The sequence below is a fragment of the Draconibacterium halophilum genome, from assembly GCF_010448835.1.
GTDB classification, from domain to species: Bacteria; Bacteroidota; Bacteroidia; order Bacteroidales; family Prolixibacteraceae; genus Draconibacterium; species Draconibacterium halophilum.
The window spans coordinates 4,581,305-4,607,477 of record NZ_CP048409.1 but is presented as its reverse complement, the minus strand read 5'-3'; the positions used below and the strand labels follow the sequence as shown (position 1 = coordinate 4,607,477).

The 26,173-nt window shown below is 41.9% G+C and carries 17 protein-coding genes, 3 tRNA genes and 1 pseudogene; 13 read left to right on the top strand and 8 right to left on the bottom strand.

Annotated features, from left to right (window positions below; translation table 11 throughout):
* Nucleotides 1-222: 222 nt before the first annotated feature.
* From mutS to G0Q07_RS20480, 7 genes are all read left to right on the top strand, one after another.
* Nucleotides 223-2,805 (top strand): DNA mismatch repair protein MutS, encoded by a 2,583-nt coding sequence (gene mutS, locus G0Q07_RS18785; RefSeq protein WP_246222937.1) that lies wholly within the window; start codon nt 223-225, stop codon nt 2,803-2,805.
* Between the two features lie 80 nt (nt 2,806-2,885).
* Nucleotides 2,886-2,958: transfer RNA gene (locus G0Q07_RS18780), tRNA-Gly, on the top strand.
* 22 nt (nt 2,959-2,980) lie between these two features.
* Nucleotides 2,981-3,068 (top strand) — tRNA-Leu (locus tag G0Q07_RS18775).
* Between the two features lie 3 nt (nt 3,069-3,071).
* Nucleotides 3,072-3,144, top strand: a tRNA-Gly gene (locus G0Q07_RS18770).
* A gap of 63 nt (nt 3,145-3,207) precedes the next feature.
* Nucleotides 3,208-3,501: a GIY-YIG nuclease family protein gene (locus tag G0Q07_RS21360; RefSeq protein WP_163348600.1), complete on the top strand. Its 294-nt coding sequence runs from the start codon at nt 3,208-3,210 to the stop codon at nt 3,499-3,501.
* 633 nt (nt 3,502-4,134) lie between these two features.
* Nucleotides 4,135-4,701: a cellulase family glycosylhydrolase gene (locus G0Q07_RS21140; protein ID WP_203532610.1), complete on the top strand. Its 567-nt coding sequence runs from the start codon at nt 4,135-4,137 to the stop codon at nt 4,699-4,701.
* Complete coding sequence (locus G0Q07_RS20480) at nt 4,602-5,399, top strand: glycoside hydrolase family 5 protein (protein ID WP_203532609.1); 798 nt, start codon at nt 4,602-4,604, stop codon at nt 5,397-5,399. Before G0Q07_RS21140 ends, G0Q07_RS20480 begins: the two co-directional genes overlap by 100 nt.
* A 391-nt stretch (nt 5,400-5,790) precedes the next feature.
* Here G0Q07_RS20480 and G0Q07_RS18755 read toward each other — a convergent pair whose 3' ends face one another.
* From G0Q07_RS18755 to G0Q07_RS18745, 3 genes are read right to left on the bottom strand one after another with little or no spacing between them, the layout of a single operon-like run.
* The gene (locus G0Q07_RS18755) at nt 5,791-6,279 is read right to left on the bottom strand and encodes a hypothetical protein (RefSeq protein ID WP_203532608.1); all 489 of its coding nucleotides are present in this window, start codon (nt 6,277-6,279) and stop codon (nt 5,791-5,793) included.
* A 28-nt stretch (nt 6,280-6,307) separates the two neighbouring features.
* Nucleotides 6,308-7,438, bottom strand: coding sequence for a M48 family metalloprotease (locus G0Q07_RS18750; protein ID WP_163348599.1), 1,131 nt, complete (start codon nt 7,436-7,438; stop codon nt 6,308-6,310).
* Nucleotides 7,408-7,776 carry a hypothetical protein gene (locus G0Q07_RS18745; protein WP_163348598.1) on the bottom strand — a complete coding sequence of 123 codons (369 nt, stop codon included), beginning with the start codon at nt 7,774-7,776 and terminating at the stop codon, nt 7,408-7,410. Before G0Q07_RS18745 ends, G0Q07_RS18750 begins: the two co-directional genes overlap by 31 nt.
* Nucleotides 7,777-7,918: 142 nt before the next feature.
* Here G0Q07_RS18745 and G0Q07_RS18740 point away from each other — a divergent pair, with 142 nt between their 5' ends.
* The 3 genes and pseudogenes from G0Q07_RS18740 (at nt 7,919) to G0Q07_RS18730 (ending at nt 13,758) form a co-directional block, all read left to right on the top strand.
* Nucleotides 7,919-9,451: a M28 family metallopeptidase gene (locus tag G0Q07_RS18740; RefSeq protein ID WP_163348597.1), complete on the top strand. Its 1,533-nt coding sequence runs from the start codon at nt 7,919-7,921 to the stop codon at nt 9,449-9,451.
* Between the two features lie 23 nt (nt 9,452-9,474).
* Entirely contained in the window at nt 9,475-11,046 is a 1,572-nt protein-coding gene (locus tag G0Q07_RS18735) for a M28 family peptidase (protein ID WP_163348596.1), read from the top strand.
* Nucleotides 11,047-11,269: 223 nt separating this feature from the next.
* A pseudogene (locus tag G0Q07_RS18730) lies at nt 11,270-13,758 on the top strand (FAD-dependent oxidoreductase).
* Between the two features lie 132 nt (nt 13,759-13,890).
* Here G0Q07_RS18730 and G0Q07_RS18725 read toward each other — a convergent pair.
* Entirely contained in the window at nt 13,891-15,294 is a 1,404-nt protein-coding gene (locus G0Q07_RS18725) for a putative oxidoreductase C-terminal domain-containing protein (protein WP_163348595.1), read from the bottom strand.
* A gap of 206 nt (nt 15,295-15,500) precedes the next feature.
* Complete coding sequence (locus G0Q07_RS18720) at nt 15,501-16,838, bottom strand: BNR-4 repeat-containing protein (RefSeq protein ID WP_163348594.1); 1,338 nt, start codon at nt 16,836-16,838, stop codon at nt 15,501-15,503.
* A gap of 160 nt (nt 16,839-16,998) precedes the next feature.
* On the opposite strand from G0Q07_RS18720, the gene G0Q07_RS18715 reads away from it, so the two are divergent.
* Nucleotides 16,999-20,766: a beta-galactosidase small subunit-related protein gene (locus tag G0Q07_RS18715; RefSeq protein ID WP_163348593.1), complete on the top strand. Its 3,768-nt coding sequence runs from the start codon at nt 16,999-17,001 to the stop codon at nt 20,764-20,766.
* Here G0Q07_RS18715 and queG read toward each other — a convergent pair whose 3' ends face one another.
* Nucleotides 20,767-21,702 carry a tRNA epoxyqueuosine(34) reductase QueG gene (gene queG / locus G0Q07_RS18710; RefSeq protein ID WP_163348592.1) on the bottom strand — a complete coding sequence of 312 codons (936 nt, stop codon included), beginning with the start codon at nt 21,700-21,702 and terminating at the stop codon, nt 20,767-20,769.
* 140 nt (nt 21,703-21,842) lie between these two features.
* Here queG and G0Q07_RS18705 point away from each other — a divergent pair, with 140 nt between their 5' ends.
* Nucleotides 21,843-22,760, top strand: a complete 918-nt coding sequence (locus tag G0Q07_RS18705; protein WP_163348591.1) for a Ppx/GppA phosphatase family protein — start codon at nt 21,843-21,845, stop codon at nt 22,758-22,760.
* On the opposite strand, the gene amrS is transcribed toward G0Q07_RS18705, so the two are convergent.
* Nucleotides 22,753-23,760, bottom strand: coding sequence for an AmmeMemoRadiSam system radical SAM enzyme (gene amrS, locus G0Q07_RS18700; RefSeq protein ID WP_163348590.1), 1,008 nt, complete (start codon nt 23,758-23,760; stop codon nt 22,753-22,755). The genes G0Q07_RS18705 and amrS overlap by 8 nt on opposite strands.
* Before the next feature lie 60 nt (nt 23,761-23,820).
* Entirely contained in the window at nt 23,821-24,621 is an 801-nt protein-coding gene (locus tag G0Q07_RS18695) for an XRE family transcriptional regulator (RefSeq protein ID WP_163348589.1), read from the bottom strand.
* A 250-nt stretch (nt 24,622-24,871) separates the two neighbouring features.
* On the opposite strand from G0Q07_RS18695, the gene G0Q07_RS18690 reads away from it, so the two are divergent.
* Nucleotides 24,872-26,161, top strand: coding sequence for a putative DNA modification/repair radical SAM protein (locus tag G0Q07_RS18690; RefSeq protein WP_163348588.1), 1,290 nt, complete (start codon nt 24,872-24,874; stop codon nt 26,159-26,161).
* Nucleotides 26,162-26,173: the final 12 nt, after the last annotated feature.

Here is a 26,173-nt window from a genome sequence, read left to right as displayed (position 1 = left end):
CATCTTCAAAATCTACAAGCACTAAGTCTTAACTATAAAGTTTAAATTGCCTTGACATAGATACTTTTGCCTTTTTACTTTTTACATTTGACTTGCTGCGGCACCGGTTATGTTGAAAAGTTTAGATGAACAAATATGTCCTGAATTTTCTCCATGTATTGAAACAGTTATCTTTGCTCCACTATGGCAAAAAAGGAAAAGAAATATGTAGAAACTCCGCTGATGAAGCAATATTATGACATCAAGGATAAACATCCTGATGCAGTTTTGCTTTTTCGTGTGGGCGATTTTTATGAAACATTTGGAGAAGATGCCATAAAAGCGGCGGAAATTCTGGGGATAACACTAACGCGCCGGGCAAACGGAGCAGCCAGTTATGTAGAGTTGGCAGGGTTTCCGCATCATGCGCTGGATACTTATTTGCCAAAATTGGTACGGGCCGGGCAGCGGGTGGCTATTTGCGAGCAGCTGGAAGACCCCAAAATGACGAAGAAGATTGTAAAACGTGGGATTACCGAGCTGGTGACTCCTGGAGTTTCAATCAACGATAATATTCTTGAGAACCGCGAAAACAACTTCCTTGCTTCGGTTCATTTTGATAAAAAGAGAGCCAGTATCGCTTTCCTGGATATATCAACCGGTGAGTTTATGGCAGCCGAAGGTAGTTTTGAATACATTGATAAATTATTGAATTCCTTTCAGCCTAAAGAAGTATTGTTTCAACGTGGAAGAGGGAAGGAATTCAACGATCTTTTTGGGACGAACTATTACACCTTTAACCTGGAAGACTGGGTGTACACCGACGATGCCGCAAACGACCGTCTGACACGGCATTTCGAAACCAGCTCGTTAAAGGGTTTTGGTGTGCACAATATGTCGCTGGCCATTATTGCTGCCGGTGCCATTTTGCATTATCTTGATATTACACAACACCAAAAGCTAAGCCATATTTCAGGCTTAAGCCGGATTGAAGAGGAGCACTATGTGTGGCTCGATCGGTTTACCATTCGAAATCTGGAACTGTTTGCACCCATTCAGGAAAGCGGGAAAGCACTCATTGATGTGATTGATAAAACCATTTCGCCAATGGGATCGCGTTTGCTGAAACGCTGGATGGCACTGCCCTTAAAAGATATCGATCCGATAAACGAACGGCTGGAAGTGGTGGAGCTTTTTTTGAAAGATCCGGAGACCAAAGAAAACCTGGAAGAACATCTTCGTCAGATGGGCGATTTAGAACGACTGATATCGAAAGTTGCCGTAGGGAGGATCAACCCGCGCGAAGTGGCTCAGGTGAAAAACGCATTGTCGGCAATTGTACCGATAAAAGCTGCTTGTGCCGATGTGGAGAACCCAGCACTGAAGCGTTTTGCAGAACAGCTGAATCCCTGCGACCTGATCAGGGAGCGGATTGAAAAACAGATTGTTGCCGATCCGCCAACGGCTGTTAACAAAGGAAAAGTTATTGCTGAAGGCGTTTCAGAAGAGCTCGATGACCTGCGAAAGATTGCCTATTCAGGAAAAGATTACCTGGCACAAATTCAAAAACGTGAAAGCGAAAAACATGGCATTCCATCGCTGAAGATCAGTTTTAATAATGTTTTTGGTTATTACATCGAAGTACGGAATACACACAAAGATAAAGTACCGGCAGACTGGATTCGCAAACAAACGCTGGTAAGTGCCGAGCGTTATATTACAGAGGAACTGAAAGAATACGAGCAAAAAATTCTTGGTGCAGAAGAAAAGATACAGGTGCTGGAGAGTAAGCTTTTTAGTGAGCTGATTTTTGCATTATCAGAATACATTTCTGCTATTCAGTTAAACTCGCATATTCTGGCTCAAATCGACTGTTTGTTATCGTATGCCACTTGCGCCACTACTTATAAGTATTTCCGTCCGGAGATCAATGATGCTACTTCAATTGAAATCAGGGAAGGGCGGCATCCGGTTATCGAGCATCAATTGCCAATTGGCGAGTCGTATATAGCAAACGATGTGAAGCTGGATCAGGAAGATCAGCAGATCATCATCATAACCGGACCGAATATGGCCGGTAAATCGGCACTGTTGCGTCAAACAGCATTAATTGTGCTAATGGCACAAATGGGATCATTTGTTCCGGCAGAAGTGGCTAAAATCGGCTTTGTGGATAAAATTTTCACCCGTGTTGGAGCCTCGGATAATATTTCGCTTGGCGAATCAACTTTTATGGTGGAGATGAACGAAGCGGCCAGTATTTTGAATAATGTTTCCGACCGCAGCCTGATTCTTTTTGACGAACTGGGGCGCGGAACATCAACCTACGATGGTATTTCTATTGCCTGGTCGATTGTTGAGCATTTGCACGAACATGCTTACGCTAAAGCGAAAACCTTGTTTGCTACGCACTACCATGAACTAAATGAAATGGAAGGAGCTTTCCCGAGGGTAAAGAACTTTAACGTTTCCATAAAAGAGGTGGGCAACAAAGTTATCTTTTTACGCAAACTGGTGCGCGGCGGAAGTAACCACAGTTTTGGTATTCATGTAGCCGGAATGGCGGGAATGCCAAAATCGGTGATAAAGCGCGCCGAACAGATCTTATCGAAACTGGAAGGCGGAAAAGAAAAGGAAAGTTTAAGTAAGCCTTTGGAGGAGATTGGCGAAAATCGCGAGGGGATGCAATTGAGCTTTTTTCAGTTGGATGATCCTGTGCTAAAGCAGATTAGAGACGAGATAGCCGGACTGAATGTGAATAATCTCACGCCAATAGAAGCCCTGAATAAACTAAATGAAATAAAGAAATTGACAGGAATTTCTTAATGGACTTCAATAATTTTTGCCAGATAAAAAAATAGCAATATATTTGCATCGCTTTTGAAAAAGCAAGTTCATTAAAATATGCGAGAATAGCTCAGTTGGTAGAGCACGACCTTGCCAAGGTCGGGGTCGCGGGTTCGAGTCCCGTTTCTCGCTCATTCACGATAATGCAAAGGATGCCCGGGTGGTGGAATTGGTAGACACGTTGGACTTAAAATCCAATGATCATTATGATCGTGCGGGTTCAAGTCCCGCCTCGGGTACCATTTGCGAGAATAGCTCAGTTGGTAGAGCACGACCTTGCCAAGGTCGGGGTCGCGAGTTCGAGTCTCGTTTCTCGCTCTTTAAGGCTTCACAATTTTTGTGAAGCCTTTTTTATTTCCTCTCAAACTCATAACTTGCCTCATGGACTATATTGTTTACATCTTGTATTCACCTGGTACTGATGTCTATTATAAGGGGCAAACTTCAGATATTTCGGAAAGACTCAAACGTCATAATTCAGGTAGAGAAAAAGCTACCAAACATGGAATTCCCTGGAAATTGGTTTGGACTACCTATAAAGCAACAAGAGGTGAAGCTTTAAAATTGGAACGGAAGCTGAAAAATTTGTCAAGAGAAAGAACAGCTCAGTTTATTCAAAAATATAAGGTCGGGGTCGCGAGCCCTGACGATTCAAGAGGAATGTCAGGATGCTGACCAAAAGCGTCAGCATTCGAGTCTCGCCTGCCCTGACACAAGGTCGTCAGGATTTCTCGCTCTTTAAAGGCTTCACATTTTTGTGAAGCCTTTTTTTATACCTAATATTTTCTTTTGGTTGGCTGCCGGGCTTTTCGCTTTACCGGTTTTGTCAAGCTTGGTTTTTGTAATTGGTACGCGGGCTCCCATTGTCGCCTTCGTCCAATAACAAAAACTGTCGCTTGTCTGCAACAGGGTGTCGCTGCAATCCCTGCCAAAGGGGGTCTGTGGTTATAAGTTTTTGCACCATGCTTTAGCTTGGTGTCATTTTAATAAGGAAAAGGAATGGCTTTAGCCTTTAAAATTCGCTTAAAGGCTAAAGCCGGGAACAAGTATTCGCATTGTATCACCGGGCTAAAGCCACGGTGTAAAAATGCTCAACGCTAATGTTTTATTGAGAATTAAAGACTAAAGTCCAAAGGTGGAGACATTGCTTAACCCCGGCATTAATGCCGGGGTTAGTGAATTAGAACAGATCCCGGACTTTAGTCCTTGACTAATAACTTGCTTTTTTTGTCGCCTTAGAAATAGTGAGATGCTTTTTACTTTCCCAACATTATTACTATTTTCACCACAAACCAATTAAACTATACCATGCAAAAACAAATTCATCGTTCAATTTGGGTACTGTTTTTAAGTACCATTCTGTTTTCTTGTCAACCGGCGCAGCAAAAAGAAGAACCTCAGGCAGATGCGACACAATTCATTACCATTGACGGGCCTGATTTGATCGCACCCAACGGAGAGAAATTCTTTATCCAGGGAATAAACCTTGGCAACTGGCTGAATCCGGAAGGTTACATGTTTAAGTTTCAAAAAACCAGTTCGGCCCGGCTTATCGATGAAATGTTTCGCGAAATGGTTGGCCCCGATTTTACCAACGAATTCTGGAAACAATTTAAAGATAATTACATCACCCGCGAGGATATTCGCTATATAAAAAGCACTGGTGTGAATTCTATTCGCTTGCCCTTTCACTATAAACTGTTTACCGACGAGGATTACATGGGGCTTTATTCCAATCAGGATGGTTTTGCACGCATCGACAGTTTGGTGGAGTGGTGCCGCGAATCGGAGTTATATATTATTTTGGATATGCACGATGCCCCGGCGGACAAACCGGTGCAAATATCGACGATAGTTATGGTTATCCGTGGTTGATGGTGAGCGAAGAAAGTCAGGAGTTGTTTGTGGAAATTTGGCGAAAAATTGCCGATCGTTATAAAAACGAGCCACTAATTTTGGGATACGATTTGCTGAATGAACCCATTGCCACGTATTTTCCAGAGGATGAGGCCATGCTGAACAAACAGCTGGAGCCTTTGTATATGAAAACTGTTGAAGCTATTCGTGAGGTGGACAACAACCACATTGTTTTGCTGGGCGGTGCACAATGGAACAGCAATTTCGAAGTGTTCACCGACTCAAAATTCGACGATAAAATCATGTATACCTGCCACCGCTACTGGACTGATACGCTGCAGGCAAATATTCAGGATTTTGTTGATTTTCGCGACTCGGTGAACCTGCCAATTTATATGGGAGAAACCGGCGAGAATACCGATGAGTGGATTGCTGCATGGACACGTTTGATGATCAGGAATAACATTGGTTATCACTACTGGCCGTATAAAAAAATGGGTAGCCCGCGTTGTATGGTTACCATTTCCACACCCGAAAATTGGGATGTTATTGTAGATTTTGCTGAAGGGCCAAGAGATAGTTTTGAGGGTGTACGCGAAAATCGCCCCGACCAGGAACTTGCCAGAAAAGTGATGCTGGATTATATTTCTAACCTGAAGCTGGCAAAGTGCACTATAAACGAAGATTATATTCGGGCTATGGATATGGAACCGTAACCGGAAGTTCGTTTACGCAGCTCAATAAAGGCTGTAGAAAATGTGTTTGAGGCCAAAAACTGATAGCTAGGGACCATATAAAACGCGTTTGAACCCTACATCTGTTAGCTGAGGGCGGTATAAAATACGTTCGAAATGAACTTCATTCACCTGGAGACGGAAAAAAACGTATTTGAACCCTTCCCCAGCACCTGAGGGCAGAAAAAAACGCGTTTGAACCCGACTTTAGTCACCTGAGGGAGCCTTAAAATCAGTATTTTATGGATCCTTGTTAAAATACAGGTTGGTGGGAATCAGCTTGATGTAAGGATTTGGTGAAGGATGAGTCGAAAGTGGCAATAAAAAAGGCTGTCGGAATTCCCGGCAGCCTCTTTTGTTTATTACATTGGTATTAGTCAAACACGTAGCGAATATTTAATCCAAATCCACCCCAGTGGAAACTGGTTTCGTCAATAACCTCAAGGGCGGGGCGGTAATCAAGCCCCAGTGCTACCGGAATGTCAACAAAACGGTATTCCAGCCCAATTTCAAAAGCAGCTCCCAGGTTAAAGTTGGTCTTGTTGTCTTTTCTTCCATCCGAGTAATACACATCTTCATCCAGAATTGCCAGGTAAGGGCCAACTCCCATGTACCAGTTTATAGCTTCGTCGGCCAGCGGGCGGTAAAGGAAGTCCCAAAGCAGATCGGCAGCTATGCCGTTGCCAAACGAAACATCGGCATGCAGGCGGTTAAATTCTCCTGTCGAAAATATTCCGTCAATAGCCACACTTCCGGCCGATACATCGCCAAAACGAACCCCTAATTCCTGGGCATTTCCAATAAACATTCCGGCAAAAGCCAATACCACTGTCAATACAATCTTTTGTCGTTTCTTTTTCATGTTATAACGTTTTCTGTTTTAAAAATTATTATTCTAAAATTTTAATCCTATCTCCTCGTTTCAATTCATCGCTTAGTTCGCGGTTATTCAGTAGGGCCATTTCTTGAAATTTATCTTGCGGAACTTTGTAATAATCAAACGCATCTTTTAACGAAACAGATGCACTGTTGATTGAGATAACTTTTATCCGATCGGGTTGAATAGTGAGTTTTGACGCATCGGTAAGTTGAGCAAAGCTTTTCATGGTAGACTCGAATGCTGGCTTATAACCATTAAATTGATCGCTTAACGAAAGCCCGTGAAAGGTAAAAACCATCCCATCTTTTTCGATAAAATACGACAGAATTTTTAACACCTGCTCTTGTCCCCCATTGTTTTGCGAAACCTGCTCCGAAAGGGTTGACACTGCATTTAACCCGTTTACTGTAATATTGCTTTTATCGATTAGTGTAAGTTGCAGTTCGGAAATTGTTTTTTGCGCAACCGCATCGGCATCTTTTTCCTGCGACAGTTCAAATATCATAGCTCCATTCTTGTCTTCAGGAACGATTTGCACCTGAAGTGGCGAATTGATAAGCGTCCAATTCTGAGGAATCGGAAATTGAAATGCCAGATCGGGATGATAGAACATGTTATTCTCAACAAATCCTTGGCGGGGGTCTTCGCCATATACAATACCATCAATCATCTCAAGATATTCGTCGGAGTTAATTGAGTAAGATTGCGACGGTAGTTTTGCCTGCCATTCTTCGGTTTTTTGCTTTACGGCAACAGTTCTGTCACCCGGGTCGGGGTGAGTCGACATCCAAATTGGAATGCCTGCACTGCTGCCATCTCCTCCACCTTGCATTCTGTTCAGTACCTCAAAAAAGTCGGCCATTTTGTGGGCGTCGTAACCTGTTTTTGACGAGTATTCAACACCCAGTCGGTCGGCTTGGCGTTCGTTAGAGCGGCTAAAACTCAAAAACAACAGTTGCATGGCAGCCGTTGCTTCGTTGGCAAACTGTGCCACTTCCGGAACGGCTATCATTCCGGCAGCAAGGGCAAGCTGACTGATTTGTTGACGTGTTTGCTGCTGAACTGAATGACGTGCTGTAACGTGTCCTATTTCGTGACCTAATACGCCAATCAGTTCAGCTTCATTGTTAAATTGGGCCAAAATTCCACGCGTAAAATAAACATAACCCCTGGCACTGCAAAAGCATTTACAACCGGCGAATCCAATATCCTGAAGTGAAACTGCAAGTCAGGGCGATGCGAGATTTTTCCTATCTCTGTACCCTTTTCTGTTATAAAATTTAAGAGCTCTTCGTCATCATACAAGCCGAATGTTGAAATAACAGTTGGGTCGTATTGTGCTCCCAAAGCAATCTCCTGTTCTTCCGACATAAACATCAATTGCTTTTTTCCGGTAACCGGATTTACAGCACAAGATGGAATAAGTAATATTAACGAAACGGTTAAAAGAATTGCGGAAAATGTTTTGATTGTCTTCATTTTTCTTGAGATTTTGAAGTATGGTTAAAAAATCGCATTCATGTATTTCAAATTGTTACTACTGGCTTGTTGGTGCAGGCATAATTATTAAATTCGCCCTTACACAAAGATAACATTTACTTCATTTTATTAAATCATCCGTATGTTAATACGTAAAACTGTACTTATTTATTTTAGCTTGTTGATGTTTCTGTTTTCGGCCAATGCACAGCCTGCGGCACTGTCAAAAATTGATATTCCTGATTTGAAAGAATACCTTACATTCATTTCTTCTGATGAATTACAGGGAAGAAGTCTTGGCACTGAAGTGGACGGCCTGGAAATTACGGCAAACTACCTGGCCGGTTATGCCAAAGAAATCGGGCTAAAACCGGCGGTGGAAAATTATTTTCAGCCAGTACCAATTTTGCACACAGCACCCGGTACCAATGGTTTTATTGAAGTGAAGAACAAAAAAGGAAAGTCGGTTTTCCGATCAAAAAAATTGGTAAAGATCAATCAGGCGCCGGGGGTTTTTAGTATGCATGAAGAACCGGTTGTTTTTATTGGTTTTGGCGATAATATTGAATCACGGGAACTAAAAGATAAGGTAGTAATTGTTGCGCAGGGAAATGCCGAATCGTTTTCCGGTGCAGAGGCATTTGAATGGCAGAACCGTATGGAGCGCACAAAAATACATGCTATTATGGGAAAACAACCAAAAGCATTGCTGATAATTACCAATCCGAAAGACACCGAAAATAAAACATTCAACAAATTACAAGCCTGGATGAACCGTGCGGGTTACAGTGTGAAAAAGGACGACGGTACTTTACAACCTGCCGTTTTGTTGGCAACGCCAAAAGTTGCCGATGCCTTATTAGGTAAAAAAGGACCATATGAAAAATACCTGGGAAAGGTGGTTGCCGGATCGGAAGCTGTTACGAAAGTTGCAGAAACATTGAGCATTAAAATTGGTGCAGAGCCGGAAGTGCTGGAGGGGAAAAATGTTATTGCTTACATCGAAGGATCTGATCCGGTATTAAAAAATGAATACATAGTTTTTATGGCACATTACGATCACCTGGGCATTGGTAAAGATGGTGATGTGTACAACGGTGCCGACGACAATGGTTCGGGAACTGCGGCCATAATGGAAGTAGCCGAGGCTTTTGCTTCTTTAGAAGAAAAACCAAAACGAAGTATCGTATTTTTGTGGGTAACCTGCGAGGAAAAAGGGCATTTTGGTTCCAGTTATTATTGCGATCATCCGGTTTTCCCATTGGAAAAAACTGTTGCTTCCATAAACCTCGATATGGTGGGGCGCGTTTACGATGGTCCGCGCGACGATGTTTGGAAAGATTCGCCTAAAAAAGTGAAAGATTTTGATGGCTTATATACACTATCAAATGATGTTTGGCCCGAATTGGCTGAAATTAATGCTGCACAATGTGCCGGGTTGGGTTTGGTTCCTGATACCAGTTTGCCGAAAGAACGTTTTCTGCGTGCCAGCGATCACTATCATTTTCATAAGTACGGTGTGCCGGTTTTAAACTATGCCACCGGTTATCATGCCGATTACCACAAGGTTGGCGATGAAATAGAAAGAATAAACTTTACAAAAATAAAGCGAGTTGCCGATCTCTGCTTTTTAGTAGGTTTGGAATTGGCTAACAAAGAAGATATTGAATTTTGAAGAAATATATCAAACCAAAAAACATGAACGCCAAACTTCTTTTTACCCTGTTTTGTGTAGCAGTTTCGTTTTTGGCTAAAGCACAAAAAAAGGAATTGCAGACGATTACCGAAAATGATCTGAGAGCACATCTGGAATTTATTGCCAGCGACAATATGCGAGGACGCGATTTTTTTACTGATGTGCCGGGCCTTGATCTTGCTGCTGATTACCTGAAAGCACAATGCCTGAAAATGGGCCTGAAACCAGGAGTTGAAGGTTATTTTCAAACCATTGAAATGGAAGCTGTAACACCGGATAGCGAGCAGACTTTGTTAAGTTTGGAAGACGAAAATGGGAAAACAACCTACGAAACCAAAAATATATTCTCATTAGGAGGACCTGCAAAAAACGACACTATTTCGGGCAATATAGTGTTTGCCGGTTATGGCTGGTACAACGAGGATACAAAATATAACGACACAAAAGACCTGGATTTAAAAGGGAAAATTGTGCTGGTGATGACGCGCACCCTTGAACAGGTAAAGGCAGGTGCAGATCCTGAAATGGATATTGAAATGAAAAAAATGTCCAGAGCCATGATGGGGGGAGCCAAAGCCCTGGTATTGGTAAACGATCCAATGAATCCGAACACCGGCTACATTGAAAGTATACGAAAATATGCTACCGGCGGAAGCCTGCAATTAAAAGGAGCCAAAGGCACTTTTCGGATCCCAATCAGGTTGATATTTGGAACAGAAGAATTGGGCGATAAAATACTGGAAGCTTCGGGAAAAACGTTGGCTGGTCTGCAGAAAGAGATCAATGAAAGTGAAAAACCGAAATCTTTTGCCCTAAATAACCTCACATCAGAAATAAGATTAGTAAAATCAACTCAGAAAATACAGGGCAAAAACGTTATTGCAGTGGTTGAAGGCAGCGACCCGAAATTAAAGAACGAATGTATTGTTTTTTCAGCACACTACGATCATTTGGGAGTTGATGGCGAAGGAGCTATATACAACGGTGCCGACGACAACGGTACAGGAACTGTTGCTTTGCTCGAAATTGCTGAAGCTTTTCAAAGCATGAAAAAGAAACCAAAGCGGAGTATTGTTTTTGCCTGGGTTACCGGCGAAGAAAAAGGCTTACTTGGTTCCGATTATTATTCGCAAAACCCGGTTTTTCCAATGGCGAATACACTCGCTGATATTAATCTCGATATGGTTGGAAGGTCGGCTGAAAAAGAGCCCGAAGTGCTTGATTCAGGATCTAAAACTTTGGCCGGGCCTAACGGCTTATACATTATTTCAGGGAAACAAAGTACTGAACTCATGAATCTCAGTGATGCGGTTTGCAAAGACCTCGGTCTTATTCCCAGCGATGAATTGACTAAAGCTTTTTTAACCCGCAGCGATTATTACCATTTTTATAAAAATGGTGTGCCAATTCTTGGATTGTCTACCGGCTTGCACGACGATTATCACCAAATTACCGATGAACTGGATAAAATTGATTACACCAAAATGAAACGAGTTACGCAGTATGCGTTTTCCGTAGCCTACAAATTGGCCAATCAGCGCAAACGTTTGGTGGTGGATAAACCGATTAAATAAACTCGATATTATTTTCTTTTTATTCCTGGAAACTGCTCTTTCAACTGTAACTGAAAGAGCAGTTTTTGTTTTTATTACTTCTTCCCCGATTCTTTAATTATGATTTTTGTCTGATAAGTTTGTGTTAATTAATCGTAACCCAAAGGAATATTCATTATGAGCAAAAGTTAAATATATATTTTTGTGTTATACTAATATAGATATTTATATATAACAATACGATATGTCAAAATATTTAATCATTGGAGGCGTTGCCGGTGGGGCAACAGTGGCTGCCAGACTGCGGCGTTTGGACGAACAGGCGGAGATCATAATGTTTGAACGTGGAGCGCATATTTCTTATGCAAACTGCGGATTACCTTATTATATCGGAGATGTTATTAAAGAGCGGGAAAAGCTGCTTTTACAAACACCCGAAAGTTTTAAAGCTCGTTTAAATGTTGAAGTGCGGATTTTTAACGAAGTAGTAAAAATTGATCGTGAGAAACAAGCGGTTATAGTGCGTAATGTTCAAACTGGCGAAGAGTATACCGAAACTTACGACAAATTGGTGTTGTCGCCGGGAGCAGAACCAATTAAACCACCGATTTCGGGGATTAAAGATTCATCGATTTTTACCTTGCGTAATGTTGCTGATACCGATAAAGTAAAAGCATACTGCAACGATAATTTACCCAAAAGAGCGGTTGTGGTTGGCGCCGGATTTATTGGGCTCGAAATGGCTGAAAACCTGCATCACCTGGGAATGAAAGTGTCTATTGTGGAAATGGCCAAACAGGTAATGGCACCGCTTGATTACGAAATGGCGGCAGTAGTACATCAGCACCTTAAAACCAAACAAGTTGAATTCTTTTTAAAAGACGGAGTTACTTCGTTTAAACGAGAAAATGGAGTGTTGAATGTAACCTTGCAATCGGGACGTCAGATTGAAACTGATTTGGTAATTTTATCGATTGGGGTAAAACCGGAAAACAAACTGGCGCGCGAAGCCGGATTGGATTTAGCACCAAATGGCGGAATAATTGCCAACGAATATTTGCTGAGTAACGATAAAAATATATACGTTCTAGGTGATGCCATGGCTTTCCCGCATCCGATTACCGGAAAGTTAAGTAACATTTATCTTGCTGGTCCGGCCAACAAACAAGGTCGTATTGTAGCCGATAATATTGCTGGTGGAAATAAACGAAAATACAAAGGAGCAATTGCTACAGCTATTGCCAAGGTATTTGATATTACTGTAGCATCCACCGGAATTCCGGAAAAGACTTTGAAGAATGAAATGATGCCTTACACAGCAAATATCATTCACGGCGCATCGCATGCCGGCTATTATCCCGATGCTTTGCCTTACACGCTCAAAATTCTTTTTCATCCTGAAAACGGGAAATTGTATGGAGCACAGATGATTGGTTACGAAGGTGTTGACAAACGGATCGACCTGATTGCCACCGTGCTGAAACAAGGTGGTAGTATTTACGATTTGCAGGACATTGAGCACGCTTACGCCCCGCCGTTTTCATCGGCAAAAGATCCGGTAAACCAGGCTGGTTTTGCGGCGGAGAATATTGTTAGCGGTAAACTTAAAATTGTAAGCTGGGATGAGATTCATAACTTCCACTCTGATAATATTGTACTACTCGATGTACGTACAGAAGCAGAAAATGAACTGGGGCACATTGAAGATTCGGTAAATATTCCGGTTGACGATTTACGCAGCCGTTTGGATGAACTGCCAAAAGACAAAAAAATAATTGTTTACTGCGGTGTTGGTCTACGCGGCTACATTGCCTGCCGGATTTTAACACAATCGGGTTTTAGCGAAGTTTACAACCTCAGCGGAGGATACAAAACGTACGAGCACTCGATCTGCAAACAAAGTAACGAAGATATTTTTGAAGCCAATTACATTACCAAAAACGACCATATTTACCGTGGGAAAGCCAATAATGGGCAGCTTGAAATTGAAGGCGCGCCCGTAAAAACCATTCAGGTTGATGCTTGCGGTTTGCAGTGCCCCGGCCCAATTTTAAAGCTGAAACAGGAGATTGAAAACATAGAGCCCGGCGAGCGTTTGGAGCAAATTGCTACCGATATGGGTTTTATGAACGATGTAAAATCGTGGTGCAACATGACCGGTAACAAGCTGGTTTCCGTTTCGGCCGAAAAGGGCAAAGTAAAAGCCCTGATTGAAAAAGGGAGAAAGCAAGAGGAGAGCAGCGCAAAAACGAGTGCGGCTCCAGCCAAAAATAAAACCATGGTGGTTTTTAGCGACGATATGGACCGTGCGCTGGCATCGCTGGTTATTGCAAATGGTGCAGTAGCAATGGGACGCAAAGTAACTTTATTCTTTACTTTTTGGGGATTAAATGTGATTAAGAAAGCAGATAAACCACAGGTAGAAAAAGATTTTATGGATAAAATGTTTGGCTCGATGATGGCCAAAGATGCCGGCGATTTGAAACTCTCGAAAATGAACATGATGGGAGTGGGCGCCAAAATGATGAAAAAACGCATGCTGGCTAAAAAAGTGGATTCGCTGGAAGACATGCTTCAAACTGCGATGGACAATGGCGTACAGATGATTGCCTGCCAAATGTCGATGGATGTGATGGGCGTAAACAAAAAGAACTGATGGAAGGCGTTGAAATTGGTGGTGTTGCTACCTATCTTGAAGAAGCTGACCAGTCGAATTTGAATTTGTTTATTTAGTTATTACTCGTGGATTACGCTGATTAACGCTGAAAAATATTGAGGGCTTCACTTTTTGTGAAACCCTCAATATTTTTCTTACAAGAAAAGCTGCCCAAACAGAGCAGCTTTCGTTTGAATATTTTTAAAGAACTACTGTCTTGCAGCTTTCAAACCTTCAGTAGTCGTGTAATATTTTACAATCATATTTGGTACTTCCCATTCAGGTAGTTTCCCGTCAATCAGGTATTGCAGGTATTTTTCAGTAACCTGTCCAAAGTGTGCTTCGTGGCCAACTTTGTATTTGTCAGGAATATTCATTACCCATTTTTTGTCGCCAATTTTTTCCACCGAAATGCCGGGGTAGGTTTCTGCTAATCCTGTTACTGCATTATTCAGGCTACCGGCAAATTCCATAGGGTCAACCTCTGTAGCTTCAATATACAATTGTGGTTTATAACCTTCCTTTTCTCCCTGAACGATTTCAAGGTTACATTTTGTTCCGCGCATAATGGAGTAGTGTGTATCAGCGGCGCCTTCAGGTGCCTGAAAATTCCAGATTACCGATGCTTTGGCATGAATACCTTTTAGCCTGTAATTGATTTCTCCGTTTGAATAAACTTTTAAAATATCCCCGTCAACGTCTTTTTTCAGGTATTCCGGATATTCATCCAGGTAGGTTACTTTTTTAAACATTTCAGGGGTAAGGTCGGTGGTCCAGCGCCTTGCCGAAACAATTTCAACATCTTCTTTCGATAAAATCACTTCGGGGAAAGCTTCCCACTGGATCAAATCAACAAGGTGCGTGTTTACATCCACAATTCCTTCGCCCTGTTGTTTGGTATCGAAAAACCATGCCGGACGCTTTAAAGGATTTCCCGAAACATATTTAAAAAAGTGGTGAACACTCTCTTTTGTAATGGCCGGTTCTTCTTCCGTTCCTAACTGAAGTGTTCCAAAAACTTCGGGCAGTTGCGATAACTCGCGCTGGATGAGTGTTGTGATTTCATGACGTTCGGTCATAATATCATATAATAGCACGCCTTTTTCTTCTGCCACCCGGAAAGCTTTTTCCAGTTTCGGAAACTCTTCGGGAGAGATCACCATTGGTTTATCAGCCAGCACATTTATCCCTGCATCAATTGTTTTAAAAATGTAATCGGTCTTTTTAGCGTTGTTTCCGGCAGTAACCATTACATTTCCGGGTTTCTCCGCTAGCATCTTTTCAAAGAAATCAGCGCCTTTATACACTTTTTCCTCCCACGATGTAGGATTTTCCGCACGCGTGTTAAATCCTTCAATTCGTTTCAGATGATCCACCACATCTTCGCCATCGGGCGCATAAACATTAACTACAGAATCAACCTGGTCGTACATCGATTTTTGCACCAGCGCGGCATGAAAGTGACCCGGATCAAGAGTCATAATTTTCACCTCGTCTTTTGCTCCGGTAAACCTGTTTTTTTCTTTTTCGGGTTCAGTAGATTTTTGGCTTCCACCCGAACACGCTGAAAACAGAATTACGAGTGCCACAGCAGCTGTTGATAGATGTTTCATGAATTATTTTTTAGTTATTAGATTTCCGTTAGCGTACACGCAAAATTATACTTTTAATTCTGTTTAGAAAGGGAATTAGAGAAAAGATAACTTTAAAGAAAGTTCTGCCCAAAGCTAAATTTGCCACTAAACTTCTCGTAAAGCCACAAAGTTCTAAAATATCCAATGACCAGAGATTTCTGTCAATCTACCTTCAATCTTTTCTCCTACGGTTCGATGTAATATTTTACATTACAGTCGTAATCAGTGTAATGAATGTATTTTTTATTTTCCATCCACAGTACAACGGTCTTTGTATCATCGGGTTGATAACGTGGAATATACGGACGTACATTGTCTAGCTCCGAGTTTTGTGTAACTGGTGTAATATCCCACGAATTCCCTCCGTCAGAAGTAGTACGTTTTTCAATCTCAAAAACACCATTCACCTCGCGCGATAAGTAAATCTCGTTGGGTTTATTTGGGTTAAAAGTCATATTACCCATGTAGTGTGGTTCGCGTTCAGTTTCTCCTTCAGGTGTTTGCGGAAACCATTTTCCGGCTTTACATATTTCGTGGTCTTCCCAGTTTTGTGTTTCGGCATTGTACCAAGCGTAATAATAGCCATGGTCTGTTTCCTGCGGGTGGCGGGTGTATAGAATATAAGGAGTTCCGTCTTTTTCCACCACATCGCAAATCCAGGCACGCCCGGTTTGTTCATTGGCTTTGTATACCATTGTTGCATCGGTTACCTGAAATGGTAATCCGGAAAGATCACAAATCTTTGTGCCATCGGCTTTCCAAAAAGCACCTTTTTCGTAGTAGCAGTAATAAACCGAGTTGGTAGGTTCAACACGCGGGTGTCCGTCGGTAAAAATCATATGAATTTTTGATTTTCCATTGGAGTGGTATTTTACGTACGGACGGTTGTGTGGCGTAAACGGATCGTCGCTCATTACCACATACTGCTCACTCCAGGTATTGCCGTTGTCTTCCGAGATAATCATGTTGGGTTTAAAACCAATCCAGCGGCCAAATACAAACAGTTTGTTGTCTTCTTCGCTCAAAACAAAAGGATTGGCATAAGTGTATGTCTCTCTCGGAAAGTTTTTCAGCAGTTCGTCGGTTTTTGGTTTGTAAACTACATTTTCGCCAAAACTTTCAATATCGGTGCCGTTTGTTGTGGAGTTATAAACCACCCCTTTATCGGGAGCGTGCCAGGCAAACATGGTAAAAATATTTCCATTGGGAAGCATTGTAAATGCCGGATTATCATGATCGTCGACCTCGAATTGCGGATAAATAATATTGAACTTTGCTTCCCCGGTTTCCGGAATTAAAGAGGCCACTTCAATCGACCCGTCCTTTTTTACCCATCCGGTAATTATTTCCCCGGAATCGGTATAAATGGCTCTCGGGTCGGAAAACCAGCACCAGGCACCGTCGTTGGAAAGCGTTTTTATAGTTGGAGTTTGTTTGTCTGTTGTTGTGCTCTTATTTTGTGTTGAAGAGCTGCACGCAAACAGAAATACAAGTGAAAAGATTGCTGGAAGAATAGGTTTCATATTAAATATTTTAGGAGCCAAAGATACTAAAACGTGTTTCTCTGGATTGAAACAGAATTATCAAATATTTTAATTTTACTGTTAAAGATTTGATGTTTTTGGTGTTTTTCATAAAGTTGGAGTATTTTTAACCTTATCAACAGAACTAACTACAACTATAATGAAACGAGCTACCACTTTATTTTTTGTTCTCACTTTTTATTTTTTTTCTTTTTCTCAGCAGGTTGAATTTCTTCCTGGCGATTGGGAAAATCCGGCTGTTTTTGAGAAAGGACAAAATGTGCCACATGCATTTCATATTCCTTATGAATCGGTAGATAATGCGATTCAGAATATGCCGCGTAAATGTGAGAACTACCAGTTGCTGAACGGACAGTGGAAGTTTAAGTGGGTGGAAACGCCGCAAAAAGTACCGAAAGATTTTTGGAAACCTGATTTTGATGATACGCAATGGGATGAAATAAAAGTACCGGCCAACTGGCAAATGGAAGGTTACGGCCATCCGAAATTCCGAAATGTTGCCATGTCGATTGAGAATGATCCGCCGAATGTTCCCGATTATTACAACCCAACCGGATGTTACAAAACAAAATTTACCGTTCCCGAAAACTGGGAAAATAAAGAAGTAATGTTACGTTTCGAGGGCATAAAATCAGCATCTTACATTTGGGTGAACGGACAGCAGGTTGGTTACAACCAGGGCGGATTTGAACCGGCAGAATTTAATCTCGCATCGTTTATTAAAAAAGGCGAGAACGATCTGGCTGTGCAGGTGATTCGTTTTTCCGATGGTTCGTATCTCGAAAACCAGGATATGTGGCGTTTGTCAGGCATATTTCGCGATGTGAAATTATACGCCCAACCCAAAACATTTATCCACGATCATTATGTGGTGACAGATTTTGATGAAAATTATAAGGATGCAACGTTAACCGTAGAAACTCATATCCGCAATAAATTACCGGAAGCGAAAACAGGAGAAATAGTTGTTGATGTTTACGATATCGAAGGCAGGTCAATTTTAAAAGACGGATCACTTCAGGAAGATTTCGAAGTGGATTCAATGGGAAATATGAAGGTCCAATTATCGACTTTGATTGTCGATCCACCTCAGTGGTCGGCCGAATTTCCAACTCTTTTTACCATGTTGGTACAGCTGAAAAATACTAACGGAAAAGTTACCGAAGCATTCACTCAAAAAATTGGTTTCCGCGAGGTGGAATACAAGGATAAGATTTTAACCGTTAACGGAGTTCCGGTAAAATTAAATGGAGTAAACAGCCACATGCATCATCCGGAGCACGGGCAGGCAGTGCCGCTGGAAACATTAAAGCAGGATTTGTTGCTGATGAAACAGCACAACATCAATTGTGTGCGTACTTGCCATTATCCGCCAACACCCGAGTACATTGCTTTGGCCGACGAACTGGGCATGTATATTTTTGATGAAGTTGGTGATGAAGCGCACAACAATATTAATTTATCGGAAAAGCCGGAGTGGACCGAGATGTATCGCGACCGTTCGCGAAAATTGGTTTATCGTGATCGCAATCATCCGTCAGTAATTGTTTGGAGTGCCGGAAACGAATCGGGCAGTGGACAGAATATCAATGAAGTGATAAAAACCGGAAAGGCCATCGATCCGAGTCGCCCGGCGTGGATGTATGGCGGAAATACGTTTTACATTCCTTTTGAGGATGTGGTGGGGCCGCGTTACTGGGTGCCGATGGATTACAAAAACCTGGCACAGGGAAAAGTTTTGCCTGCCAACGATATGCGGGCATCGTTTATGGATGAATACCTGGCTGCCACAGGAAACGGCCTTGGTGGTATGGACGAATACTGGGAGTACATTTGGAAATACCCGCGCTTAACAGGCGGTGCTATTTGGGACTGGATCAGTCCGGGGATAAACACGCCCCGCTGGACTTTACCCGATCTCTCTCCGCAAAAAATTGATGGGCAGATTATGGGCCGTCCCCTATTTCAGCAAGGTGTTTATGGCTGGGGGCTGGAATTCTCTGGCCACGACGATTGGGTGGAATTTTACCGCGATCCGAGTTTGGATATTACCAAGCAATTGACCATCGATTTTTGGGTGAAACCATCCGAAATTCCACAAGCCAATGTGTTTATTGCCAAAGGAAAGCATGGTTACGGTATTCAAATGGACGATGCTGAAACGCTGGAGTTTTATGTGCATGGCGATAAACGAATTTCAGCCAAAACAAAAGTGGATTCGGGTTTTTACGAGAACTGGCACCATATTTCCGGCCTTTATAATGGTAGCAGCCTACAACTTTTTGTTGACAATAAACGTGTAGCAACAACTTCTTACGACGGAATAATTAGTTCCACACCCTTTCCGCTGTGTATTGGTAGGGAAGCGGAAAGTCAGGATCAGGGGGAACATTCGGGGCGCATGTCACGCATGGTGATCGACAATGTTCGGGTATTTAACAAGGCGGTAAATATCAACAATATTGAGGATGAAAAAGAGGGGCTTGTGCTCCATCTGAATTTTGAAGAGGATGAAAAAGATGGTGACTTTTATGCTGTTGGCCTGGGAGGACGAACTTACGGAATTATCTGGCCCGACAGAACTGTTCAGCCTGAAATCAATCAGATAAAACGATCGGGGCAGCCGGTAAAATTTGAAGCTATTGACATTGAAAACGGTGTGCTGAAAGTAACAAACCGTCATCATTTCAAAAACTTAAATGAGCTGGAAGGATTCTGGCAGATTACAGTAGATGGAGAAACCAGTCAGCGCGGATTTTTCGTTTGTGATATTCCTGCAGGCGAAACAGGAGAGATTACCATCGATTATCGTCGTCCGCGAATTGAATCGACTACAGAGTGTTTACTTGAAGTGTCTTTCCTGTTAAAAGAAAACCTGAATTGGGCACCAAAAGGACACGAAATTGCCTGGGAACAGTTTGCTGTGCCAACTGATTATTATTTTGTTGATGAGGAAGAAATTAAGCAGAAAATTACTGCCAGCGAGGATGAAAATTACATCCGAATTAGCGGCAATGATTTTAAGTATACTATTGATAAAAAAACAGGAAGTTTTGTATCGTTAAAATATAAGGGGACAGAGTACCTGGAAGGCGGGCCGGAATTTATGGTTTGGCGCGCTCCCATTGCTAACGATATCGATCCGTGGGGAAGTTATATGGTCGGTAGCAGCAACAAAACACCGGGAAGGGGAAGAAGTATTGATAACCAACTGCGCACCTTAGGAATGCGTGATTTGTTGCCTGGAGTTGAGGAATACGAACTGTTTCAGGTAAACAACAACGAGGTGATTTTGAAAATGGATGTTTTTTCTAATTCAAGCCTCGATCCGGCCAGGCGAAAAGACCAGTGGTTTTTTTCTTCAGCATTTGAACGCAAAGAAATCTGGACATTTTCGGCCGACGGAAGTATTCACTTGGAGCAGGAAATAATTCCGCATGGACCGATGCCCGAGATGTTGCAAAAAGTGGGATTGCAGTTTCAGTTACCCAAAAGTTTTAACAGTGTGCAATGGTACGGTCGCGGGCCGTTTGAAAACTATCCCGACCGCAAAACCGGAGCCAAAGTTGGGCTGTATCATTCAACAACCGATTCAATGTACGTGCCCTATATTATTCCGCAGGAATACGGTAACCGCAGTGACGTACGATGGCTAAAAGTGCACAATGAAGATGGGAAAGGTTTAATGATTGAAGGAAATGAACCGTTGAATTTTAGTCTGCATAAATACAGCACTGATAATTTGTCACGGGCCATGTACACTTACGAACTGGAAGAGGCTCCAAATACAATTCTGAATGTAGATTACGAGGTGTCGGGAGTTGGGGGGACAGCAATTCGGCAGTTGCAAAAATACCGGGTGCGACCTGATGTGAAAAAATATTCAATTACGATAAAGCCGTTTTAATTATTCGTTGTGGTTCGCTTTGTCATCGTTTATAAAACGGAGATTACGTTGCAACCCCTTGAACCCGGTTCGTTTAACCGCCGATTTTTTAAAAAGCTCATTAAACAACGGACGTTGCATTGTCTCCCAATCTTGTTTTTGTAGCGTTAAAAGTTGGGGGTGTGGTTTTAATCCGGCTTCGTTGTGCGGTTCCGATTTTAAGTTCCAGGGGCACACATCCTGGCAAATGTCGCAGCCAAACACCCGGTTTTCAAATTGCCCTTTTAATTCGGCATCCAATTCGCCGCGCACTTCAATCGTTTGGTAGGAGATACATTTGCGGGCATCAACTACGCGGTCGGCAACAATGGCTTTGGTGGGGCAGGCATCAATACATTTTGTGCAGCGTCCGCAATGGTCACGTACCAGTTTTGGCTCGTCGTACGGCAATTCGATATCGATAATCAATTCGCCAATAAAAAAGTAACTGCCATGATGTGGTGAAATCAGGTTGCTGTTTTTCCCAACCCAGCCGAGGCCTGCTTTCCGAGCCCACGCACGTTCTAAAACTGGTGCCGAATCGACAAATGGGCGTCCCGAACAAGGTGCCACTTCGTCCTGAATAAATTGAAGCAGCTCCTTTAGTTTGTCTTTCATTACAAAATGATAATCGGTGCCGTAGGCGTATTTCGAAAGTACCGGTGCCGAGGAATCTTGCTGTGTTGATTCGGGGAAATAGTTCAGCAAAAGAATGATAATTGTTTTGGCATTGTCAACCAGTAACGACGGATTTAAACGTTTATCGATGTTGCGGTTCATATAGCCCATTTCTCCGTGCATATCCTTTTGCAACCACGCTTTAAAGCGCGGTTCTTCTTCCCCTAAAAACGAAGCGGGAAGAATGGCAGAATCGAGAAATCCAAGCTTTTGTATTTTTTGTTTCAGTTGCTGTAGCATGCTTCAATTGTTACAGTGCAAATTAATACAATCAGCCTGAATTAAAAAAACGGGAGCCTGAATGAAATAGGAAGAAAGCTTTGGATATTAATTCAAAGGTGTATTAATTTGTCTCTATTCAATAATCTCAAAGCTATTTTATGCGTATCGCTGTAATAGATTTAGGAACAAATACTTGTAATTTGCTTATTGCTGAGACGAAAGGTGCAGTATACAAGATCTTGCATCAAAGCAAGCAAATGATAAAGTTAGGCGACGGAAAAATTCGGGATAACCAGATAAGTGAAGAAGCCACTTTTAGGACCTCCGCTGCATTTCGTGCGCATAAAAAAGTGATGGATACTTTTGGTGTCGACAAAATTTTTGCCCTTGCCACCTCTGCAGTGCGCACTGCCGGAAATAAAACGGAATTTCTTGCGGCCATTGAGAAAGAGTGCAGTTGTTCTATTGATGTTATTTCCGGAGAGCGGGAAGCAGAACTCATTTTCAACGGCGTTTTATTAGCTTTTGGGAAAATTGAATTTCCATCTGTAATTCTTGATATTGGTGGTGGAAGTAACGAGTTGATATTAACGCACAAAGAAGAGATTATTTGGAAAGAAAGCCGGGCAACAGGAATGTCACGTATCATTAATTTATTTGATCTTTTTGATCCGATAAATGACGAACAAATTCGAGAACTTCAGAATTATTTTACTGCAGAACATCAATCGGCGATTCAGAATTGCCTTGACAAAAAGGTGGCAACTTTAATTGGCTGCTCGGGAGCTTTTGACACAATTGCCGATATACTTGATGAAGTGAGTCCGGGAGAGAAACAAAGGGTGACACAGGTAATATCGCTTGAAGCGTTTTATTCGGTTTATGAAAGGTTATTAAAATCTACCCGCAAAGAGCGTTTGCAAATGGAAGGTATGGATGTTGTGCGGGTTGATTTAATTGTGCCGGCAATAATTTTGATTGAAACCCTTATTTCTGCCATTGGAATAAAACAAATCGTCCAGACAGATTTTGCTTTACGCGAAGGCGTGCTTTACGAGCTTATGGCCGCTAAATAACTACAGAAGAAAAAGTACCACATTTTTTACAATTCCCTGCGCGATCAAGAGTAGTAATTGCTGTATTGTAACGGTTTCTCGAAATCAGCTGCGCATTGCAGTTTTTGCAGTAGGTGGTTGACCGTTCTTGGTCACTTATATTTCCAAGGAATACATGTTGTAGTTGCTGTTTTGCGAGATCGTAAAGCTCCACTAATTTTTCTACAGGAGTAGGAGGTGCGTTTAGCTTGTATTGCGGATAATAGCGCGACAAATGAAGCGGCACATTTTCTCCTAACTCGGTGGCAATCCAATTTATCATGCTTTCAAATTCGGAGCTATCATCATTCAATCCGGGAATGATAAGTGTGGTAATTTCAAGATGAGCCGGACTTTGCGCAATTTGTTTTAGTGTATTTAAAACCGGTTGTAATTTCCCTTTCGTATATTTTTTATAAAAATCGTCGGTGAAAGCTTTCAGATCGATATTAAAGGCATCGATAAATGGCAGTAGTTTTTGTAAAGGCGCTGCATTAATATAGCCATTGGAAACAACGACATTTTTTAATCCTTTTAAACGAGCTAACTGAGCGGTATCCAGTAAAAATTCGTAAAAAGTAAAAGGCTCGTTGTAGGTGTAGGCAATGCCTGTGTTGTTCCATGTTTTCTGGGCTTCGTCAACAATCTTATTGGAAGTGATATTGTGGAACCCGGAAAACTCGGAAGCTTTGCACTGCGAGATTCGGTGGTTTTGGCAAAAACTGCATTCCAGATTGCAGCCCACTTCTCCAACCGATAATATATTTTTTCCCGGGTGAAAATGATAAAGTGGTTTTTTTTCAATAGGATCGGAGCCGATGGCTGCAACTTTATTATAAACGTTGGTAACTAAAATACCGTTGTGGTTGGTTCGTACTTTACAGATGCCGGTTTGTCCGTCGGATAAAACACAGTTCCACGGACAGAGCTCACACCGAACCTGGCCTTTTGTTGTTTTGCTATAGAATAAAGCCTCTTGCATTTCCTGTTTTCAAACTTTTTCTAAAGTTACGAAAGGAAAGTGAGAGTAGTTTCTTATGCACTAACCAATTTTTGCTCCGAGCTTTTTGATTGCCTGTTGCATGTCGTCCATTTGTTTCATCAGCAGGTTAATCTCAGATTCCGGTTCTGGGATGCTGGTGTTCAGGTAACACACAAATTTCCAAACTTCGGTAACATCGGCAATTGGCATGTCGTACGGTTCAAATGCTTTGTTTAACGAAATCAGGTGTAGCGATCGTTCGGCGTCAATTTTATTTTCAATCACTTTAAAAACAATGCCATCATCGCGGGTAACAACAATGTATGCTTCGTTGCTTTTAATGTTGTAGAAATCCTGGATGAATTCACCAATTACAATCGATCCGGCGGAGATAGGTAGCATCGAGTCGCCTTCTATAGTAAAGGCTCTGTATTTTTTATCTTTCGAGAGAAAGGGCAACTGAAAAACCGGTAATTTTCCGATGTATTCCGGATCTGCAAAACAATTTACATAGCCGGCTTTGGCTTTTTCGTTTACAAACTCAATATTGTCGTTATTTTCCGAATCTACAGTTGTGGCAATAACCCGCAATTTGGAGCCCCGTATAAACACATCAAAACCATTCTGCAGGTCGGCAAACTGACTTTCTGATAATTGTTGCATATCAACATTAATCAGCGTGTCGATAGCAATTCCAAAATACTTGGAAAAGGATTGAAGATGCGAAACCGTAGGTTGACTGATTGCATTTTCGAGCGCGTTAACGGTGGTGCGCTTTAATTCCATCGCTGCAGCCACTTCGTTTTGTGTACGTTTTTTTCGCTTGCGTAACAGTTTGATATTCTTGCCAAAGTAATTCATGTGGGGAAAATTATTTCTTCAAATGTAAAAATTATTCTTGCAGTTTAAAAATAAATGATTAATTTATTATCGACGTAAATGATAATAATATTATCAATAAATGTATTTGTTTTAACTCAACATATTTCCTTAATGTTCCTAAATGTTTAAACCCAAAATGAACAGAGGTTCCTAATCCCTGGTAGAAGTGCCGGGGATTTTTTTTGAACACAATGAATGATTTTTAGTGACAAAAAATGAAGTGAATACTATGAATGACGCAGTACATGAAAAACTAAAGATATTGTCGGACGCAGCAAAATATGATGTGTCGTGTGCATCGAGCGGCAGTAACCGGGCCAACAGCAGTAAGGGAATTGGGAATGGTGTAGCTTGCGGCATTTGCCATAGCTTTACCGAAGATGGCCGCTGTGTGAGCTTATTTAAAATATTAATGACCAACAATTGTATTTACGACTGTGCTTACTGTATTAACCGCCGTACCAACGACCGGGCGCGTGCTACTTTTACGGCTCAGGAAATTGTGGACCTTACCATTGGTTTTTACCGCCGTAATTATATCGAGGGGTTGTTTCTGAGTTCGGGGGTGATTAAAAGTCCTGATTTTACCATGGAGCGCATGGTACAGGTGGCTAAAAAATTGCGTAACGAAGAAAACTACAACGGCTACATTCATTTGAAAGCTATTCCGGGAGCGAGTAGTGAGTTGATTCACGAAGCAGGAATTTGGGCCGATCGTTTGAGTGTAAACATGGAAATTCCAACAGAACTGAACCTGAAAAAGCTGGCACCTGAAAAAAACTATCCTGATATTATTACGCCCATGGGGCAAATCCGCAATTCGATTCTTGTGGCAAAAGAAGAACGGAAAAAGTACCGCACTGCACCGCGATTTGCTCCGGCCGGGCAAAGCACACAATTAATAGTTGGTGCCTCGCCGGAAACAGATCGGCAAATCATTCTGCTGTCATCGGGTTTGTACAAAAAGCAAAATCTGAAACGGGTTTATTTTTCAGGTTACCTGCCCGTTAATAGTTACGATGCCCGCCTGCCGGCTGTTAACCGTCCGCCGCTGGTACGCGAAAATCGCCTGTATCAGAGTGATTGGTTAATGCGTTTTTATCATTTTAAAGCCGAGGAGATTTTAAGCGAAGACCAGCCTTTTCTGGATTTGGATGTGGACCCAAAACTGGGTTTTGCACTTCGAAACATGCACCTGTTTCCGGTGGATATTAACCGAGATGATTACGAAATGATTTTGCGTGTTCCTGGAATTGGAGTGCAGTCGGCACAAAAAATTGTATTGGCGCGTAAACATCGCCGGTTAAATTCGCTGCACCTGAAAAACCTGGGAATTGTAATGAAACGTGCTAAATACTTTATTACCTGCAACGAATTGCCTGTGCATAAAACAGAGTGGGAACCTCAGCGATTAAAACATAAATTACTGTGCGAAATGAATTCGAAATACAAAAAGTCATTTGACACGCAGTTAAAGTTATTTACTGATTTTAAACCCGTGCTGCCAACGTTACATTAGTTGCAGTGTGCA

Excerpts from the sequence above, each read along its gene's own strand:
- mutS (WP_246222937.1), top strand. The coding sequence starts at position 223 with ATGAAGCAATATTATGACATCAAGGATAAACATCCTGATGCAGTTTTG.
- G0Q07_RS21360 (WP_163348600.1), top strand. The coding sequence starts at position 3,208 with ATGGACTATATTGTTTACATCTTGTATTCACCTGGTACTGATGTCTAT.
- G0Q07_RS21140 (WP_203532610.1), top strand. The coding sequence starts at position 4,135 with ATGCAAAAACAAATTCATCGTTCAATTTGGGTACTGTTTTTAAGTACC.
- G0Q07_RS18755 (WP_203532608.1), bottom strand. The coding sequence starts at position 6,279 with ATGAAAAAGAAACGACAAAAGATTGTATTGACAGTGGTATTGGCTTTT.
- G0Q07_RS18745 (WP_163348598.1), bottom strand. The coding sequence starts at position 7,776 with ATGAAGACAATCAAAACATTTTCCGCAATTCTTTTAACCGTTTCGTTA.
- G0Q07_RS18740 (WP_163348597.1), top strand. The coding sequence starts at position 7,919 with ATGTTAATACGTAAAACTGTACTTATTTATTTTAGCTTGTTGATGTTT.
- G0Q07_RS18735 (WP_163348596.1), top strand. The coding sequence starts at position 9,475 with ATGAACGCCAAACTTCTTTTTACCCTGTTTTGTGTAGCAGTTTCGTTT.
- G0Q07_RS18725 (WP_163348595.1), bottom strand. The coding sequence starts at position 15,294 with ATGAAACATCTATCAACAGCTGCTGTGGCACTCGTAATTCTGTTTTCA.
- G0Q07_RS18720 (WP_163348594.1), bottom strand. The coding sequence starts at position 16,838 with ATGAAACCTATTCTTCCAGCAATCTTTTCACTTGTATTTCTGTTTGCG.
- G0Q07_RS18715 (WP_163348593.1), top strand. The coding sequence starts at position 16,999 with ATGAAACGAGCTACCACTTTATTTTTTGTTCTCACTTTTTATTTTTTT.
- queG (WP_163348592.1), bottom strand. The coding sequence starts at position 21,702 with ATGCTACAGCAACTGAAACAAAAAATACAAAAGCTTGGATTTCTCGAT.
- G0Q07_RS18705 (WP_163348591.1), top strand. The coding sequence starts at position 21,843 with ATGCGTATCGCTGTAATAGATTTAGGAACAAATACTTGTAATTTGCTT.
- amrS (WP_163348590.1), bottom strand. The coding sequence starts at position 23,760 with ATGCAAGAGGCTTTATTCTATAGCAAAACAACAAAAGGCCAGGTTCGG.
- G0Q07_RS18695 (WP_163348589.1), bottom strand. The coding sequence starts at position 24,621 with ATGAATTACTTTGGCAAGAATATCAAACTGTTACGCAAGCGAAAAAAA.
- G0Q07_RS18690 (WP_163348588.1), top strand. The coding sequence starts at position 24,872 with ATGAATGACGCAGTACATGAAAAACTAAAGATATTGTCGGACGCAGCA.